At 57.2% G+C, this 18,602-nt stretch carries 17 protein-coding genes; 7 read left to right on the plus strand and 10 right to left on the minus strand.

The features are described from left to right. Positions 1 to 2 precede the first annotated feature (2 nt). Genes LNA76_RS16390 through LNA76_RS16400 form a run of 3 tightly spaced genes read right to left on the minus strand, consistent with a single transcriptional unit; the run spans position 3 to position 3,708 of the window. Entirely contained in the window at positions 3 to 932 is a 930-nt protein-coding gene (locus LNA76_RS16390; RefSeq protein ID WP_094195311.1) for a branched-chain amino acid ABC transporter permease, read from the minus strand. A gap of 11 nt (positions 933 to 943) precedes the next feature. After that, positions 944 to 1,729, minus strand: coding sequence for an ABC transporter ATP-binding protein (locus tag LNA76_RS16395; protein ID WP_009460135.1), 786 nt, complete (start codon positions 1,727 to 1,729; stop codon positions 944 to 946). Between the two features lie 14 nt (positions 1,730 to 1,743). Then, entirely contained in the window at positions 1,744 to 3,708 is a 1,965-nt protein-coding gene (locus tag LNA76_RS16400; RefSeq protein ID WP_094195310.1) for an AMP-dependent synthetase/ligase, read from the minus strand. 175 nt (positions 3,709 to 3,883) lie between these two features. Here LNA76_RS16400 and LNA76_RS16405 point away from each other — a divergent pair, with 175 nt between their 5' ends. After that, entirely contained in the window at positions 3,884 to 4,570 is a 687-nt protein-coding gene (locus LNA76_RS16405) for a Crp/Fnr family transcriptional regulator (protein ID WP_094195309.1), read from the plus strand. A gap of 29 nt (positions 4,571 to 4,599) precedes the next feature. Here the strand turns inward: LNA76_RS16405 and LNA76_RS16410 are convergent, their stop codons facing one another. After that, the gene (locus LNA76_RS16410; RefSeq protein ID WP_094195308.1) at positions 4,600 to 5,565 is read right to left on the minus strand and encodes a Bug family tripartite tricarboxylate transporter substrate binding protein; all 966 of its coding nucleotides are present in this window, start codon (positions 5,563 to 5,565) and stop codon (positions 4,600 to 4,602) included. 133 nt (positions 5,566 to 5,698) lie between these two features. Next, a complete protein-coding gene (locus LNA76_RS16415) occupies positions 5,699 to 6,403 on the minus strand; it encodes a YggS family pyridoxal phosphate-dependent enzyme (protein WP_125278032.1) in 705 nt (234 codons plus the stop codon). Positions 6,404 to 6,596: 193 nt separating this feature from the next. On the opposite strand from LNA76_RS16415, the gene LNA76_RS16420 reads away from it, so the two are divergent. The 6 genes from LNA76_RS16420 (at position 6,597) to LNA76_RS16445 (ending at position 12,190) form a co-directional block, all read left to right on the plus strand. Beyond that, positions 6,597 to 7,886 (plus strand): Glu/Leu/Phe/Val family dehydrogenase, encoded by a 1,290-nt coding sequence (locus LNA76_RS16420; protein ID WP_094195307.1) that lies wholly within the window; start codon positions 6,597 to 6,599, stop codon positions 7,884 to 7,886. 159 nt (positions 7,887 to 8,045) lie between these two features. Next, positions 8,046 to 8,825: an ABC transporter ATP-binding protein gene (locus LNA76_RS16425; RefSeq protein ID WP_094195306.1), complete on the plus strand. Its 780-nt coding sequence runs from the start codon at positions 8,046 to 8,048 to the stop codon at positions 8,823 to 8,825. Between the two features lie 89 nt (positions 8,826 to 8,914). Then, a complete protein-coding gene (locus tag LNA76_RS16430; RefSeq protein WP_094195305.1) occupies positions 8,915 to 9,724 on the plus strand; it encodes a transporter substrate-binding domain-containing protein in 810 nt (269 codons plus the stop codon). Between the two features lie 18 nt (positions 9,725 to 9,742). Next, positions 9,743 to 10,456 carry an ABC transporter permease gene (locus tag LNA76_RS16435; RefSeq protein ID WP_094195304.1) on the plus strand — a complete coding sequence of 238 codons (714 nt, stop codon included), beginning with the start codon at positions 9,743 to 9,745 and terminating at the stop codon, positions 10,454 to 10,456. Continuing rightward, the gene (locus LNA76_RS16440) at positions 10,453 to 11,136 is read left to right on the plus strand and encodes an ABC transporter permease (RefSeq protein ID WP_094195303.1); all 684 of its coding nucleotides are present in this window, start codon (positions 10,453 to 10,455) and stop codon (positions 11,134 to 11,136) included. The genes LNA76_RS16435 and LNA76_RS16440 overlap by 4 nt, the downstream gene beginning before the upstream one ends. 64 nt (positions 11,137 to 11,200) lie before the next feature. Continuing rightward, positions 11,201 to 12,190 (plus strand): asparaginase, encoded by a 990-nt coding sequence (locus tag LNA76_RS16445; RefSeq protein ID WP_094195302.1) that lies wholly within the window; start codon positions 11,201 to 11,203, stop codon positions 12,188 to 12,190. A 158-nt stretch (positions 12,191 to 12,348) separates the two neighbouring features. On the opposite strand, the gene LNA76_RS16450 is transcribed toward LNA76_RS16445, so the two are convergent. The 5 genes from LNA76_RS16450 to LNA76_RS16470 form a co-directional block, all read right to left on the minus strand. Continuing rightward, a complete protein-coding gene (locus LNA76_RS16450) occupies positions 12,349 to 13,275 on the minus strand; it encodes a pseudouridine synthase (RefSeq protein WP_230019477.1) in 927 nt (308 codons plus the stop codon). A gap of 107 nt (positions 13,276 to 13,382) precedes the next feature. Continuing rightward, on the minus strand, positions 13,383 to 16,031 hold the full coding sequence (locus LNA76_RS16455) for a TRAP transporter permease (RefSeq protein ID WP_230019478.1): 2,649 nt from the start codon (positions 16,029 to 16,031) through the stop codon (positions 13,383 to 13,385). A gap of 170 nt (positions 16,032 to 16,201) precedes the next feature. Further along, positions 16,202 to 17,200 (minus strand): TAXI family TRAP transporter solute-binding subunit, encoded by a 999-nt coding sequence (locus tag LNA76_RS16460; RefSeq protein WP_094195300.1) that lies wholly within the window; start codon positions 17,198 to 17,200, stop codon positions 16,202 to 16,204. 56 nt (positions 17,201 to 17,256) lie between these two features. Continuing rightward, positions 17,257 to 18,153 (minus strand): MurR/RpiR family transcriptional regulator, encoded by an 897-nt coding sequence (locus LNA76_RS16465; RefSeq protein WP_094195299.1) that lies wholly within the window; start codon positions 18,151 to 18,153, stop codon positions 17,257 to 17,259. Between the two features lie 149 nt (positions 18,154 to 18,302). Further along, positions 18,303 to 18,581 (minus strand): acylphosphatase, encoded by a 279-nt coding sequence (locus LNA76_RS16470; protein WP_094195298.1) that lies wholly within the window; start codon positions 18,579 to 18,581, stop codon positions 18,303 to 18,305. Positions 18,582 to 18,602: the final 21 nt, after the last annotated feature.

The following is an 18,602-nucleotide window of genomic DNA, read 5'->3' on the forward strand; positions in this document are numbered from 1 at the left end:
CCTCAGACGCGATCAATAATCTTCTCGCCGAACAGACCTTGTGGTCGGAACAGCAGGAACACCAGGGCCAGCACATAAGCAAACCAGATCTCGATGCCGCCACCTACATAAGGGCCCAGATAAACCTCAGACACCTTCTCACCCACACCGATAATCAGGCCACCCACAATGGCACCGGGCACCGAGGTCAGACCACCCAAAATCACCACAGGCAAGGCGCGCAACGCAGCGGTCGACAAGGTGAACTGCACCCCGTATTTGGAACCCCAGATAATGCCGGCGACCAATGCCACCAAACCGGCCACCGTCCAGACCACGACCCAGATACGGTTCAAGGGAATACCAATGGACTGTGCCGCCTGGTGATCGTCTGCCACCGCACGCAGGGCACGGCCCACACTGGTGTACTGAAAGAAGATGGCCAGGGCCGCAACCAGCAAGGCCGCAACCACGGCTGAACTCAAGTCCTCCAGACTGACCAGCACACCGCCTTCAAACACGGACTCCAGGATGAAAGCCGGGTCTTTGGGCATGCCCACGTCAATGGAGTACACCGAACTGCCAAACACGATCTGACCCAAACCATCGAGCAGATAGCTGATACCGATGGTGGCCATCAGCAAGGTCGTGCCTTCCTGGTTCACCAGATAACGCAGCACCCAGCGCTCAATGACCACGGCCAGCACAAACATCAATATGGCCGAGACAATGAAAGCCAGCACATTGCCCAGAATGCCGGGCTCCATGCCCAGCAACTGCGGAATCCACTGGGAGAGACGAGCCATGGCCAGTGCGGCCACCAGCACCATTGCGCCCTGTGCGAAGTTAAAAACACCCGATGCTTTGAAAATCAGAACAAAGCCCAGCGCGACCAGGGCGTACAACATCCCGCTCATCAGCCCGCCCAGCAAGGTTTCAAGAAAAAATGCCATGTCCGTTCCCCTCAATGGCCAGCGCCAAGATAGGCGCGGATGACGTCCGGGTTTTGTCGTACTTCGTCCGGTACTCCGTCACCAATTTTCTTGCCATAGTCCAGAACCACCACGCGGTCCGAAATATCCATGACTACGCCCATATCGTGTTCAATCAAAACAATCGTGGTGCCGTACTCTTCATTCACATCCAGAATAAAACGGCACATATCCTGCTTTTCTTCGATGTTCATGCCTGCCATAGGCTCATCAAGCAGCAAAATGCTCGGCTGCATTGCCAGCGCCCGCCCCAGGTCAACCCGTTTTTGCAGACCGTAAGGCAAACGCCCTACCGGCGTTTTGCGGTAGGCCTGGATCTCCAGAAAATCGATGATGCCTTCCACGTACTCACGGTTGCGAATCTCTTCGCGCTCGGCACCGCCCAGTCGGAAAGCCTGGGCAAACACCCCGCTTTTCATGTGCAGATTACGGCCGGTCATGATGTTGTCCAGCACACTCATGCCCTTGAACAGAGCCAGGTTCTGAAAGGTACGGGCAATGCCCTGCTCGGCGGTGTGACGTGAGTTCATGCGGGCATAACTCTGGTCACGCAAGACAATCTCGCCTTGTTGTGGTGCATATACACCGTTGATGACGTTCAACATGGAGCTTTTGCCTGCTCCGTTCGGACCGATGATGGAGCGGATCTCGTGTTCACGAATATTGAACGAGATATCGGTCAAGGCTTTCACCCCCCCGAAGGACAGCGAAATATTCTTTAAATCCAGTACCACTGGGCCAATCCGACGGCCCGGCATTTGCGCCTCACTCATCATGCGCTCCTTGCTGCGTCTGTCATGCGCTCAATGTGCAGGTCTGCCGAAATGCGACCGCTGCGCCCATCTTCAAACTTCACTTCTGTCTCCACAAACTGCCTGTCCAAACCGTTGAACAGGGCGTCGACCAGAACCTTGTACTTTTGCGCGATAAAACCGCGACGTACTTTGCGGGTGCGGGTCAGTTCATCGTCATCCGGGTCCAGCTCTTTGTGCAGAATCAAAAAGGCACTGATGCGCGAGCCGGCCAGTTTGGGGTCGTTGGCCAGATCATCATTGACCTGCGCCACGCAATCCCGAATCAAGGCATAGACCTCGGGCTTGCCGGCCAGATCGGTGTAACCGGCATAAGGCAGGTTGCGACGCTCGGCCCAGTTGCCCACTGCTTCCAGATCAATATTGATAAAGGCGCACACTTCCTTTTGGCCATCACCAAAAGCCACGGCTTCTTTGACGAAGGGGAAGAACTTGAGCTTGTTCTCGATGTACTTGGGTGCAAACAAAGAGCCGTCGGCCAATTTGCCCACATCCTTGGCACGGTCGATGATCTTTAACTGACCATCGGTGTCCAGATAACCGGCATCGCCTGTGTGATACCAGCCGTCTTCGGTAAAAGACTCGGCGGTGGACTCGGGATTGCGGTAGTACTCCTTGAACAAGCCAGGGCTGCGCACCTGAATCTCACCGTTATCGGCCACACGGATTTCCACACCTTTGACGGGTGGGCCTACCGTATCGGCACGCACATGGCCATCTTCCTGCACGCAGACAAACACCGAGGTTTCCGTCGCGCCGTACAGTTGCTTGAGGTTGATGCCAATAGAACGGTAAAAATCGAACAGATCGGGGCCAATGGCTTCACCGGCGGTATAAGCCACACGCACGCGGCTCATGCCCAGGGCATTACGCAAGGGGCCGTAGATCAGGATATTGCCCAGGCCATAACACAGGCGATCCCACATCCCCACGCCAGGGCGCTTGTCCAGAATCTGCACACCCACGCGGTGCGCCAAAGTCATGAAACGCTTGTACAGGGCGCGCTTTAAGGCACCGGCATCCTCCATGCGAATGGTCACTTGCGTGAGCAAGCCTTCCAACACACGGGGAGGCGCAAAGTAATAGGTGGGACCAATGTCGTGCAGGTCGATGGACACGGTCTCGGGCGATTCAGGGTGATTCACCGTAAAACCCGTGACCAGGAACTGCGTGTAGGAAAACATGTTCTGCCCAATCCAGGCGGGAGGCAGATAAGCCAGCACTTCCTCGGCATCGGTCAGCGATTCCAGCTCCTGAATGGCCAGGCCACGATCGACCAGGGCGCCGTGGGTCAACACCACACCCTTGGGCTTGCCGGTCGTACCGGAGGTATAGAACATGGCAGCAGCATGGTCAGGCGTAATGGCCTTCCAGATACGACGCACACAGTCCGGATCACGCGCCAATTGCTCGCGCCCCTGCTCCATGACTTGTTCAATGTATTGCAGTTGTTCTTGCTGATAGTTGCGCAAACCACGTGGATCGTCATAGATCAGTGCATCCAGATCGGGGCACTGGTCCCAGACTTCCAGCAGCTTGTCGACCTGCTCCTGGTCCTCGACCACGGCCACACGAATGCTGGCATCCAGCAACACGTGCAACATTTCTTGGGCCACCGCATCCTGATACAAAGGCACGGGCACAGCGCCCAGCATTTGCGCTGCCATCATGGCCAGGTACAGACGCGGGCGGTTTTCACCGATCACCGCAACGTGCTGACCGTCTTTGACTCCCAGCCCGGCCAGGCCCGCAGCCAGTTGCTCGGCCTGTTCGGCCAGCTCCCGCCACGTCCAGGTCTGCCAGATTCCCAGGTCTTTTTCGCGCATGGCAACTTTGTTGCCGCGCACCTGGGCATGGTGTTCTATCCAGGCTGGGAAGGTGCCGGGTAACCCCGCTACCTGCTCTTTATCCATCCGCACAACCATGTCTCCTCCGAATTTTCCCGGCTTGTTATGGTCCAGGAGGCTGCTTATGATTGCGGCAGAAGGCTGAAGTGATGCCTTCAAGCTATTTGCAGCCTGTTAATAATCAAGTTATCGGCTGCACGTCCCGAAGATTGTCACGGACATGACATTCGACCTTTATCGAGGGTTAATCCTCATGCATGTTGTAGATGCTTTATCGGAGCGAGCCGCCTGGTTTCGCTTGTTGACACCCGAGCTGCAAGAGCGTGTCCGCCGCGACACGCTGATCACCGCATACGAGGCCGGAGCCATCGTCGAACGCAAGGGGGAACGCGCCACGGCCTGGATCGGCGTGCTCTCGGGTTTGCTCAAAGTATCGGTGGGCAACTCCGACGGCAAAATTGCCTCCATGACAGGGGTGCCTGCCGGTGGCTGGATAGGCGAAGGCTCTTTGCTGAAAAACGAAGAGCGCAAATACGATGTGGTGGCCTTGCGCGACAGCCAGGTGGCCCGCTTGCCCGCCCACAGTTTTAACGATTTGCTGGACCAGAGTATTGCTTTCAACCGCTACCTCCTGCATCAGCTCAATGAGCGTGTGGCGCAATTTATCGGCAAGGCCGAGTACAACAGCCTGTCTACCCCCGATGCCCGCGTGGCGCGCTGTCTGGCAGAGCTGTTCAACCCGCTGCTCTACCCCGGAAAAGGTCTGCGCCTGGACATTACCCAGGAAGAGATCGGCTACCTGGCGCGGGTATCGCGCCAACGTGCCAACCAAGCCCTGCGTCAACTGGAAAACGAAGGGCTGTTGTTGATCAAATATGGTGGCGTCCAGGTACTGGACCTGGACGGCCTGAAACGTTACGGCGATGAATATGCCGCCTGATTATGCGGCCACTGTTGGCCGCATGACCGTCAATCCATACGAATACCGGCACGCTCGATAACCGTGGCCCATTCCGCGCGTTCACGCTGAGCGTAGGCCTGGAATTCATCGGGCGTCATGGGCATGGGCTCTACACCCATCGCGCGGATACGCTGGTCCAGCTCGGGCGTTTTCAGAGCCTGCATCAAGTCCTGGCTCAAGCGTTGACGGGCACCTTCGTCCATCTTGGGTGGGCCCACCAAACCTTGCCAGGCATAGGCGTAGAAGTCGGCAATACCGGCTTCGGCCATGGTTGGCACATCAGGCAACAGGCTGCTGCGCTCGGGCGTGGCCACGGCCAGAACCCGCAATTTGCCAGCCTTGATGTTGGACAATGCCGCTGCAGAATCGACAAAAGACATATCCACCTGACCGCCCAGCAAATCCTGAATGGCGGGTGCGGCTCCCTTGTAAGGCACATGCACGATCTGGGTGTCGGTGCGCTGCTTGAACATTTCCAGCGCCAGATGGTGAGGTGAACCACTGCCAGCGGACGAGGAGCTCAGTTTTTCAGGCTGCTTACGAGCCGCTTCAAGCAAATCGGCCACCGTCTTGTACGGGGATTCTTGCGGTACCGCCAGCATCAAGGGAAAACGGGCCAGTCCGCCCACATACGTGAAAGCCGCCGGGTCGTACTGCAGCTTGTTGTACAAGGAGGAATTGAATGCCAGCGTGCCTGAGTCAGCGGTACCCACGGTATAGCCGTCCGGTTTGGCGTTGCTCACATAGGTCGCGCCGATGATGGTCGCCGCCCCCGGCTTGTTTTCCACAATCAACGTCTGACCCAGGCTGCTTTCCAACTGCTTGGCCACCAACCGAGCAATCACATCTGAACCACCGCCTGCGGGATAAGGCACTACCCACGTTACCGCCGACTGGGGCCAGTCCGCTGCCAGGGCCGTTCCTGTCAGGCTGGCGCCCAGCAACACACCGGCTCCCAATTTTTTCCAATCCATGATGTCTCCTTCGTACATACAAACAGCGCTTAGGGCACTGTTTTTTTAAATGTTAAGCATCCCGTTCGGGATGCGCAGAGACATTATGCGCGGACAGCCCTACGCAGGGCATTAGTAACGATGCGGATATCGATCAGCGGTAATTGCGTGCGCCAAACAGGGCCGAGCCAACCCGAACCTCGGTCGAACCTTCCTGAATCGCCAGCTCGAAATCCCCACTCATGCCCATGGACAGGCCTTGCACCTGTTCATGGCCCAACTCCACCAGACGATCACGCCACTGGCGCAACGTAGCAAAACAGGCGCGCACCGCCTGAGGGTCCTCGCTATTGACGGCCATGGTCATCAAACCCCGGACGTTCAGGGTATCGAGCGAGCGCAAGGACTGCATGAAAGCAGGCAATTGCTCCGGGGCCAAGCCAAACTTGCTGGGTTCGGGCGAGGTCTTGACCTGAACAAGCACATCCAGGCTACGCTGCTCGGTTTGCAGGTGCCGATCCAGGGCCTGGGCCAGCGACAAACGGTCCAAAGACTGGACTTCGCTGGCCAGGCGTGCAATATCTTTAGCCTTATTACTCTGCAGATGGCCTATCATCACCCACTGCACCGCGCGATCGGCCAGCTCGGCCTGCTTGTCCCGAATCTCCTGAACCTTGTTCTCGCCCATTCGCAACAAGCCCAGGTCCAGAGCTTGCGCCAGCACGGGCACAGGAAAGGTTTTGCTGACCGGTAAAAGCGCCACCGCACCGGCAGGGCGGCCGGCCTGCAAGCAAGCCTGTTCGATACGTTGGCGCAATTGCGCCAAGCGACCAGAAAGGGAAGAGTCAGAAGAATCCATCAATGCACCAGCACCCAGATAAAACCATCGCAAACGCTGCAAACACAACAGCGGCCATTTCCGATAGCATAACTGCTGCACACGGCCATCGCTAAGCCAATCCACAGCGTCTTTGCCGGGTTCTGCATCTAGGCGTAATTTGCATCTTCACTGTGTACTCGTATCCCGTTTCCCCAACTTTATCGAGGAGCTCATGACAGATCGTCCCACCCATGCTTTGCCGTCATACCTGAATGCCGACGACGTCGGCCCATGGGGTATTTATCTCGAACAAGTGGAGCGAGTCACTCCGTATCTGGGCAAATTGTCCCGATGGGTTGAAACACTCAAGCGCCCCAAGCGCACACTGATTGTCGACGTCCCCATCGAACTGGATAACGGCACCGTGGCCCACTTTGAGGGCTACCGCGTTCAACACAATACGTCCCGTGGCCCAGGCAAGGGCGGCGTGCGCTACCACCAGGATGTCACCTTGTCCGAGGTAATGGCGCTGGCTGCCTGGATGTCGATCAAGTCAGCGGCCGTGAACCTGCCCTTTGGCGGTGCCAAGGGCGGTATTCGTATTGACCCACGCCACTACTCCCAGGCCGAACTGGAACGTATCACCCGCCGCTACACCAGCGAGATTGGCGTGATCATTGGCCCCAACAAGGACATTCCCGCACCGGATGTGAACACCAATGCCCAGACCATGGCCTGGATGATGGACACCTATTCCATGAACGTGGGCGGCACCAGCACCGGTGTAGTCACCGGCAAACCCGTGTCCCTGGGCGGTAGTCTTGGCCGGGTAGAAGCCACTGGCCGTGGCGTGTTTACCGTGGGTTGTGAAGCAGCTCGCGACGCCGGTATCAACCTCAATGGCGCCCGCGTCATTGTGCAAGGTTTCGGGAACGTGGGTGGCACGGCCGCCCGCCTGTTCCAGGAAGCGGGTGCCAAAGTGCTGGCCGTACAGGACCACACGGGCACGGTCTACAACCCCAACGGTCTGGACGTGCTGGCCTTGCTGGACCACATGGAACAACACAAAGGTCTGGCCGGAGCACCCAACGCCGAAGCCATTTCCAATGACGATTTCTGGCACATCGAAACCGATCTGCTGATCCCGGCCGCGCTGGAAGGCCAGATCAACAAGAACAATGCCGACCGCATCCGCGCTCGCATTGTGATCGAAGGTGCCAATGGCCCCACCACCCCCGAAGCCGATGACATCCTGAACGACAAGGGCGTGACCATTGTCCCGGACGTGGTGGCCAACGCCGGCGGTGTGACTGTGTCCTACTTCGAGTGGGTTCAGGACTTCTCCAGCTTTTTCTGGACCGAGGACGAGATCAACAATCGGCTGGAAATGATGATGCGCGCGGCCTACACCACGGTAGCGGCCGTTGCCAAAGAGCACAACGTCACCCTGCGTACCGCTGCCTTTATTGTGGGTTGCGCCCGCATTCTGGAATCTCGTCAGGTACGCGGCCTGTATCCCTAAGCTCATAAGGCGGCATACTCGGTTTATGCCGCTTTTTATGCGCAAAATACAGCGCTTGTGCAAAAAAATCAGGGGGAAAGCGGTAGAATCGGGGCATCCAGGATATGACACCCGTATGAAACCCTTACCCCCTTTCTCTTTGACCGCAAGGACGTTGCTGTGAATAACAATGACCTGAACGCGGCGGTCCAGGTACGCGACATCCACAAACGCTTTGGCACCAACGAGGTGCTCAAGGGCATTTCCCTGCAGGCCCACAAGGGCGATGTACTCTCCATTATCGGCGCCTCGGGCTCGGGTAAAAGTACCCTGCTGCGCTGCATTAACCACCTGGTCGTCCCCGATCAGGGCGAAGTCCAGATCGGCAATGACATTTTGCGCAGCCATCGCAACCGCAAGGGCATTTGCCAGACAGACAATCCGCGTCTGTTGGAACAAGTCCGCGCCCGCTTGGGGATGGTGTTTCAGAACTTCAATCTATGGTCGCACCGCACGGTGCTGCAAAACGTCACCGAAGGCCCCATTCACGTCAAGGGCCGCCCGGCCCGTGAAGCGGCTGAATACGCCCGCGAACTGCTGGGCAAGGTCGGCCTGAGCAATAAGTGCGATGCCTACCCGGCCGAACTGTCCGGCGGCCAGCAGCAACGCGTGGCCATTGCCCGTGCGCTGGCCATGGACCCGGACGTCTTGCTGTTTGACGAACCGACCTCCGCGCTGGATCCGGAAATGGTGGGCGAGGTGCTACGCGTCATTCGCCAACTGGCCCAGGAAGGTCGCACCATGATCCTGGTCACCCACGAAATGAATTTTGCGCGTGACGTGTCCTCCGAGACCATTTTCATGCACAACGGCCTGATTGAAGAACGTGGCCACCCCAAAGAGCTGTTCGATAGGCCACAATCCGAGCGTCTACAGCAGTTTCTACAACCAATGCAGTAAGATCATCGCTTCGTGAATACGACACAGGCTGGAAAACCAGCAGGGCCAAGACGGCCCTGACCAGCCTATCCACAAAGGAGAGCCAGACCATGAGTTTCCTCAGCAAGACCCTGATCTGTGCCAGCCTGGCCCTGTTGGGCTCCCAGGCTGCAATGGCAGACACCCTGAAAATCGGCACGGAAGGCGGTTACCCACCATGGAGCATGGTGGATGCAGCCGGCAAGGTTACCGGCTTTGACGCCGACGTGGGCGCGGCTCTGTGCAAAGAGCTCAACAGCGACTGCAAGTTCATCGTACAAGCCTTTGACAGCCTGATTCCTTCGCTCGATGCCAAACGATTTGACCTGATCATCTCGGGCATGTCCTACACCCCCGAGCGTGCCAAGCGCGTGAACTTCAGTATTCCTTACGCCGTTGAAGACGCCATTTTCGTTCTGCCCAAGAACAGTGAACTGGTCGGCGCCGACAACGAACAAACCATTTTTGATGGCCTGGCCGGTAAAACCATTGGCGTTCAAGGCGGCACCACCCACGGCGCTTTCCTGACCAAGAAAGCCCCCAAGACGACCATCAAAAACTACGAGACCCTGGACCAGATGCAAATCGATCTGGACGCCGGTCGCCTGAACGGCACTTTTGCCGACCTGACCTCGCAATCGAAGTTCCTGCATAAAGTCGGTGAAGACAACTTTGCCCTGTCCAAGCTGGTCATCAAAGGCTCTTCCGACCCCGAGACCCTGGGTTATGGCATTGCCGTCGGTATTCACAAAGACAATGCAGAGCTGAAAGCCAAGGTTGACGCTGCCCTGTGCAAGCTGATCGATGATGGCACCGTCAAGACCGCCAGCGAAAAGTGGTTTGACATCGACATCGCCAACTACGAGATCTGCAAGAAATAAGTCGAGAAGTACCACTTGATGCTAGAGACTATTTTTAATGTGCTGCGCGAAGGCTGGGGCTGGATGTTCCTTCGCGGAGCAGCAATGACCTTGCTGATCTCCGTTTTGGGCATGGCCCTTGGCGTAGTCATTGGGATTACAGGAGCCAGCATCAAGACCAACGGGCCGCGCTGGCTGCGTGGCCCCGTCAGCCTGTACACCACGGTTGTTCGCAGTATCCCCGAGCTGCTCATCATCTACCTGCTGTTTTTCGGCTCGGTGCAGTTTGTCTCCGATCTGGCCGACTTCATGCGCATGGAAGATGTGGTGACGCGCTGGTTCCCTGCGCTGGTCGGTATTTTGGCCATTGGCCTGATTGCAGGCTCGTACAGCGTAGAAGTGTTTCGCGGCGCCTTGCAAGCCATTCCCGAAGGCCAGATCGAGGCGGCCAAAGCCATTGGCATGTCCCCCTGGCAGCGTCTGCGCCGCATTATTTTGCCGCAGATGTTCTGGTACGCCCTACCCGGCGCCAATAACGTCTGGCAAACCGCACTGAAAGACACGGCCCTGATCTCCCTGGTAGGCCTGGTCGAGATCATGCGTGCCGCTACCCTGGGTGCCGCCAATACGCGCGAGCCCATGGCTATGTACCTGATAGCAGGTGTACTTTATTTTCTGATTGGTGCCTGTAGTCAGGCCCTGTTTTTGCTGGCCGAACGTTACACCGGCAAAGGCATGAGAGCCCAGGCATGATTGATCTGGAATTATTCAATACCACCGTCGAAACCCTGTTCAAGGGCTTTGGCATGAGCGTGTATATCGGCTTGTGGGGCATTGTGCTGTCACTGTTCATCGGCCTGTCGCTGGCCCTGATGCGTCAGTCCCATAGCCGTATTTTGCGCAGCTTCGCCTTTAGCTACAGTACCGTGTTCCGTGGCACGCCCTTGCTGGTGCAATTATTCCTGCTGTACTACGGCGTGGGCACCCTGAGTTTTGTAAAGGAGTCACCCACTCTGTGGTGGCTGTTCAGCGATGGCATGCGCTGCGCGATTCTGGCCATTGGTCTGAATAGTGGGGCGTATGTCAGCGAAGTTTTCCGTGGCGGCTTTCAGGCCGTGCCGGTTGGCCAGATCGAAGCGGCCAAATCCATCGGCATGTCCGCCTGGATGCGATTTCGTCGCGTGGTTTTTCCCTTGGCGATTCGCCAGGCACTGCCCGCGTACAGCAATGAAATCGTGCTGGCCATCAAAGGCACCAGTCTGGCCTCGACCATTGCCGTCATGGACCTGACCGGCCACGCCAAACGCTTGATGAACCAGAACTACGCCATCATCGAGACCTTTGTGGTTGCGGGCCTGTTGTACTTGCTGATTAACTTCACCCTTCTGTCGGTGGTCCACCTGATCGAGCGTTGGTTGAAAGTTCGCCGTTAAACCGGCATTATCTCAAGCTCTGCGCCCCCTCTAGCGCAACAACTGGATGCGGAGCACGACCTCAATGCCAATACGCCCCAAACTGGTCCTGGTGGGCACGGGTGGCACCATTGCTGCCACAACCCAATCCAATACCGGCCTGACCGATTACGACATCACCCAAGGCGTGCACACGCTGCTGCAGGCCGTACCCGGCATCAACGAGCTGGCCGACCTGGAATGCCATCAGCTTTTCAACGTGGACAGCCGGGCCATGGGTTCGCTGATGTTGCTGGAGCTGTCCCACAAGCTCAATGAACTGCTGGCTCGACCGGACATCAATGGAGCGGTGATTACCCACGGCACCGATACGCTGGAAGAAAGCGCCTTTTTCCTGCACCTGACCCTGAAAACCGACAAACCTGTAGTCATGGTGGCCGCCATGCGCCCCGCCTCGGCCTTGAGTGCAGATGGGCCGCTGAACCTGTATCAAGCCGTGCAGGTAGCCTGCTCTTCGCTGGCACAAGACCAAGGTGTGCTGGTATTGCTGAACGACCAGATCCACAGCGCCCGCTTCCTGAGCAAGCAACACACCACTCAGACCAGCGCCTTCGGCTCACCCGATGCGGGCCCCTTGGGGCTGGTCGCCGGTGGTCAGCCACGTTTCATGATGCGCACCCTGCTGCCGCACACGCACAGCAGCCTGTTCGATGTGCGCTCCCAACACAACCTGCCTAAAGTTCAGGTCTTTTACGATCACCCCGATACCCTGGCGGAACTGTATCGCCATGCAGCACAAAGCGGTGTGCAAGGCATTGTAGTGGCGGCAACCGGCAACGGTAGCCTGACCCCCGGCGCACTGGAAGGCGTCAGCCGGGCGCACAGACTAGGCGTGGTTTGTGTGCGAGCCTCGCGCATCCACGCAGGGCCGGTGACGGACAGCGCCTACGATGAGGACCATCACACGATCGCGGCGCACTATCTGCCCGCACAAAAGGCCCGGATTTTGTTGATGCTCTGTCTGGCTGCTCAGTTGGAGCACGATGAGATAGCGGCGGCTTTCCGCGACTATTAAGGCTCGGGCTTCAGTCATCGTCCCTTAGACGCGCCGACCAGGCGACGACCCGAGACGGCACGCTGGCTGTGGCTGCCAAAGACGAATGGCCGATACCCGTCCAGTAACTATGCAAGGGCTGTTCGGCAACCGCTTCCTCAAGCGCAATACCAGTGAGTTCAACCCAGTTCCAACTGCCGCTGGCTGCTAAAGCATCTTGGTTCACCCGTTAAAGGGTCTACAAAGGCAATATGCCGCGCCAGTAACTGCAAGGGCTGGCTGAAATCGTCTGCATCGCGCTCCGCCAGCAGCACGGGATAAAACACATCGTTAATGATGGGCGCACCCAGACTGCTCAGGTGTACCCGCAACTGATGTTTACGGCCACTATGGGGCCGCAAGCGGTACAACGCCCAATGCAGCCCCTGCTCGGTATGCCAATGACGCTCGCACAGGATCTCGGTGCTACTGTTCGGCTCTCCGGCAACCTCTTCCATCACAAAGCGGCCAGGCACCTCTTTCATACGGCTGCGATACACCAGTCCATCGGCCAGTTTTTCCTGAAACGGCGCGACCGCTTCGTATTCCTTCTCAATACCGCCTTGCTGAAACAAGGACTGATAGGCTCCACGAACGGCAGGGTCACGGCAAAACAACAAGATTCCCGCCGTCTCCCTGTCCAGCCTATGGATGGGGCTGATGTCATCCTCGCCAAAGTCTCGCCGCAGACGAGTCAGCGCCGTTTCGTATAAGTAGCGTCCACCCGGCGTTGTCGCCAGGAAATGTGGCTTGTCCACCGCAATCAGATGCTCGTCCGCATACAACACGGGCATCTCGAACGGCACGGTCGCTTCGTTTTCCACCATGCGGAAGTACCACAGCCAGCGATCAGGCTGATAGCTGGAGCCCGGCTGCTGCGGCACACCGTTTTGATCCAGGATATCGCCCCGCGCCAGGCGCTCTCGCAATACCTCCGGGTCCATATGCGGAAAACGCTCCAGGAGAAAAGCGTCCAGCATTATCCAGGGGCCACGCGGGCACCACACTTTGCTGGGGCTGACCCCATTGCGCGACGGTACAGGTGAAGAGCAACTGATCGGTGACATTACAAAAGCCAAACAGAAAACAGCCCGCTAAAGGCGGGCCTGAAATCCAGGGCCATCAGTGTACTACCAGCCACCACAAGGGCGGCTGGTAGAGACGGTACCCAGACTTAAACCGCCGGGTTCGCAGGCAAAGCACGCCGCATTCGCACACCTTGTCTGATCCATACCCAGAACAAGATCAGCAAGGCAGGCAAAAATACCCAAAACTCAGAGGGACGATCGGGATGCGGCACTTTCACTTGCTTAATATCCCAGCCCTGCTCCCAGCCTGCTCGGCGCGCTGAACTGCCAAAGGCAACCGATGCCACTTGAGCCGTGTCTCCAAAGGCCATGACCGTCAGGCCAGCCAAAGACAGACGTTTGCTGGCTGCGGCCAGACCTGTCGCCTGATCCCCTTCTGGCAAGGCAGGCAAGGACACGGCAACCGTTTTCTGCAGATCCTTGCCTTCCAGGTTCATCCCGGCCAGTTGCACCACCAGATTGCCCCCGTCCGGGGTGTTCTGCACCACCTGCATCAACTCGGATGCAGGACGGCTTTGGTACTTCTCGCTGACATGATCCATGAACCAGTCCGGACGAAACAGCATGAACGTAGCCAGCAAGAGCAAAACGGTCTCCAGCCAACTGGTTTTAATACGCAACCACCCGATTGTCGCCGCCGCAAAAGCCAGCGACGCCACCGTTGAGCCCACCACCACCAGAACCAGCTCCCAGGCACTGTGTATGCCGATCAACAACAGCATGGGATTGAAGATGAACATGAAAGGCAGCACCGCCGTACGCATGGCATAGGTCACGCCCTTCACGCCGGTCTTGATCGGATCCTCCCCTGAAATGGCCGCTGCCGCAAAAGTGGCTAAGCCCACAGGCGGCGTAATATCGGCCATGATCCCGTAATAGAACACGAACATATGGACGGCAATCAGCGGAATCACCATACCGCTTTGCGCTCCCAGCTCCACCACGACAGGCGCCATCAATGTGGCCATCAGAATGTAGTTGGCGGTCGTGGGCATACCCAAACCCAACACCAGACACACAGCGGCCGTAAAGAACAGCATGACCAGCACATTGCCCATGGAGACCAGCTCCACAAAAGCCGTCATACGCAGGCCCAGACCAGTCAGGGTAATCGCTCCCACAATCAAGCCGGCTGTCCCGCAGGCAATCCCGATGCCCACCATATTGCGGGCGCCTTCCTGCAGTCCTGTCCACACCTCGCTGACACCTTGGCGCAGCGGTTGCGCCGTTGCCTGTTTACGGAACCAGGCAATGATGGGGCGCTGTGTGGCCATCTGAAACAACATGGCCACAACGGCCCAGAAAGCCGACAAGCCGGCAGACATCACCTCTACCGTCAGGCACCACACCAAAATGCCGATCGGGATCAGGAAATACAAGCCAGCACGTACGGTGGGCCAAGGCTCGGGACGCACGGGCGTGTTCACATTAATATCGGTAGGCAGGTCTTCGTGGTCCGCTGCAATTTTCAGTAAGTACACATACAGCACCAGCAACAAAAGCAACAAAATCCAGATAGCCGCATCACCGGCGATTGCCTGAACCCCAACACCTATCCAATAGACCAGCCCCATCACACTCAGAGTGCCGGCCGTACCCATGCCCCAACCCGCTAATTTCTGGATGAAGGTCTTGGGCTTGCCCGAGGCCATCATGGGTTGAATACCCAGCTTCAGCGCTTCCAGGTGCACGATATAAAACAGCGCAATATATGAAATAACCGCAGGCAGCAAAGCATGACGAATGATATCGGTGTAAGGAATGCCGACATACTCGATCATCAAAAAGGCAGCCGCCCCCATGACCGGCGGCATGATCTGGCCATTGACGGACGAGGCCGTTTCAATCGCCCCGGCCCGAATACCGCCATAGCCCGCTTTTTTCATCAAGGGAATGGTAAAAATACCGCCTGTCACCACATTGGCGACCGAAGAAGCCGACACAAGACCGTTCACGGCCGAGGAGACCACAGCCACTTTGGCTGGCCCGCCCCGCAAATGCCCCAGCAAGGCAAACGAGACCTGCATCATGTAATTGCCCGCCCCGCAGCGATCCAGCAAAGAGCCCAGCAATACAAAAATAAAGATATACGAGACAGAAACGCCCAGGGCAACTCCGTACACACCCTCCGTGGTCAGCCACATATGCGAAACCAGGCGCTGCAAGGAGGCGCCTCGGTGAGACAAGGCATCCGGCAGCCAGGGGCCCAGAAAAATATAGGCAATAAAGACAATCGCCAGCACCGCCATGGGCGCGCCCAACGAGCGCCGCGTCGCCTCCAGCAGCAATACCAGACCCATACTGGCCACCACCACATCCATCGTGGTGGGGATACCGGGGCGCGAGGCCAATTCCTTATAGAAAAAGAATAAATACGAGCCGCAAAAGGCCGCAATCAGGGCCAATAGCCAGTCATGAATCGGAATTCGGTCGCGCGCGGATTGTTTGCTGGCAGGAAACGCCAGATAGGCCAAAAACATGGCGATGCCCAAATGCAGGGCTCGCGCTTCTGTGTCATTGAAAATGCCCAGATTCAGGGCAAATGGCAGCGGCGAGGCGTACCAAAGCTGAAACAAGGACCAGCCTATTCCAACCAAAAACAAAACCATGCCTGCAACGCCAGCCACAGAGCGTCCACCACGGTCTACATCGGCAACCAGTTTTTCCAGCTCTGCCGTTTCATCCTGTGTCAGGGCCAAGTCTGGCCCCATTTTTTTATGTTCTTGTTGTGTCATTTACTGTATCTCCAGGAAAACCCGGCGTGGAGCCCGAGTACCACCAGCCAGGCACCCGATCCACCTGGACTGCGCAGCCCAGGAACCCCAGACCAGAGGCAAGGCCACAGCTAGGACCATGGCACTTGCGGCCAGGCTGGCACAGCCAGCCTGGTGTCAATCAGACTGTCTTACAGCAGCCCTTTTTCCTTGAAGTACTTTTCAGCGCCTTTGTGCAATGGGGCAGACAAGCCGTTCTTGACCATGTCTTCTTTCTTCAGATTCGCCAACGCAGGGTGCAAGCGCTTGAAATCATCAAAGTTGTCGAACACCGCTTTGACGACGTTGTAGACCGACTCTTCCGGTACGTCCTCGGACGTCACAAAGGTTGCCAGAACGCCATAGGTTTGGACATCGTCAGGATTGTTGGGGTACAAGCCACCAGGAATCGCAACCTTGGCGTAGTAGGGATAAGTCTCGACCAGCTTGTCCACCGCAGGACCGGTCAGAGGCACCAGCTTGGCGCCGCAAGAGGTGGTGGGATCCTGGATATTGGCCGAAGGATGGCCTACGCCATAGATAAAGCCGTCAATCTTGCCATCACACAATGCCGGGCCGTGTTCATCGGGACGCAGCTCCGAGGCCAGTGAGAAAAAGCTGTTATCCAGCCCCATGGCCTGCAACAACTGATCCATCGAGGCGCGTGTGCCCGAACCCGGATTGCCTACGTTAAAACGCTTGCCCTTGAAGTCGTCGAACTTGCTGACATTGGCCTCTTTGCGAGACAGCACGGTAAAGGGCTCCGGGTGAATGGAGAATACCGAACGCAGCTTCTTGTACGCCCCACCGTCCTTGAACTGGCCTTCTCCGTTGTACGCGTTATAGCCCACATCAGACTGCACCACACCCAGGTCCAGCTCACCCGCTTTGATGGTGTTGACGTTAAAGACCGAACCGCCCGTGGATTCCACCGAGCAACGTACGCCATCCGTACCACGATCCTTATTGACCAAGCGGCAAATAGCGCCACCGGCCGCGTAATACACCCCGGTCACACCCCCTGTCCCGATACTGACAAACTTCTGCTGGGCGCTGGCAGGCAAGGGGCTGAGCAACATGGCGCACATCGCTGCCGTTGTGCTAAGTGCCCACACTGCTTTCTTGCCTGTTTTCTTACTAATGTGTTCCATCTTTGTGTCTCCCATGGGGGTATCCCCGGTTTGTGTGACCGGTACGACCGGTTTGTTTACATAGACGAAGCGGGGTCAACCGCTTGGTCCTGTTGCCAATAAACTCCCTGACTTCGAAATGAAGACTCCAGCTGCGCGAGACGCTGCACCACTGTCTTACCGCCCAAGGTGGCGATCCGTGCCAACAAATGTTCTGCAACGGTGACCGTGCCCACTAGAGAATGAAAAAAACTGGCCGCTGGCTGCTCGCTGGCCTGTGCATCAAACAACAAGACATGTTTGGCCCCCTGGGCCACCGGGGACAGCACACTGTCAGTTACCGCGACCACCGTGATGCCCTGCTGCACCGCCTGATGCACACTATTGACCACTGTTTTGACATATGGCGCCTGGCTGATCACAACCAGCACACCCCCGCTGTCCAAACCGGCGTCCAGTTCCAGGAACAAGTCTACGGCCCGGTTCAGCAAGACACCATTACCACGTATCAATTGATAGGCATAATGCATCTGGAACGCGCAGGCAAAACTGACCCCCAGACCGATAAACCCCACTTTGGAGGCGCCCAGAAGCGCCTGGGCACAAGCATCCAGAGCGCTGGCTGAATTCAGTCTCAAGACCGACTCCAGGGCCTGCTCTTGTTGCTCCCCCAGGTCCCGTATTTGTTGTTCTGAGGCCCGGTTACCTTGCAAATTTTGCGCTCGCGCCGCCATCGTGCCGCCATTGCGGTGCAGGGCCTGCTGAAACGGCTCACGAAAACCGTCGTAGCTTTCATAACCCGCCGCTTTAGCCAGACGAAGCATGGTTGCCGGTGCAACCGACAACTCCTGGGCCTGTTTGCGCATGGACCACAGGCTGACTTCAACCGGATGGCGCTCCACCCATTGCGCAGCGCGACGCAGCTCGGGCGTCAGGCCAGGCAAGATACGCTGCAAACGCAACAAGGGCTCCATTTGTCGTCCTACTCACATATCAGTGCAATAAAACGCATGTTAATCTGGAGAACACTAAAAAAAACAAATGTTTTCCTAGGGTTTGCCCGCAAATACCTATAATTATTTCTTTTTTGCGTGGGCAAACTCAACGCTGGCGTCAGCTCTTGCTAGCGAATCTCAAAAAAATCATATCGTTTGTCAGTATAAGAGCGCTGTATATCCACCTGCTCGACCACGGCATGCTCGGGCCCGATATACAACCAGCTGACCATACTGTCGATGACATCAGCACTGCCCTGCAGCAGCAGTTCTACGGAACCATCCCCAGCATTGCTGACCCAGCCCTTGACGCCATACAAATGAGCATGACGCAAGGCGCTGGCTCGAAACCCGACCCCTTGCACACGCCCCTTAACACGCACCTCTACCGTTTCACAATCCGCCATTCGCCTGCTCCTGCTATTTAT

Origin of the sequence: Alcaligenes sp. MMA (genome assembly GCF_020907215.1) — a bacterium.
In the GTDB taxonomy this organism is placed as follows: Bacteria; Pseudomonadota; Gammaproteobacteria; order Burkholderiales; family Burkholderiaceae_B; genus Alcaligenes; species Alcaligenes aquatilis.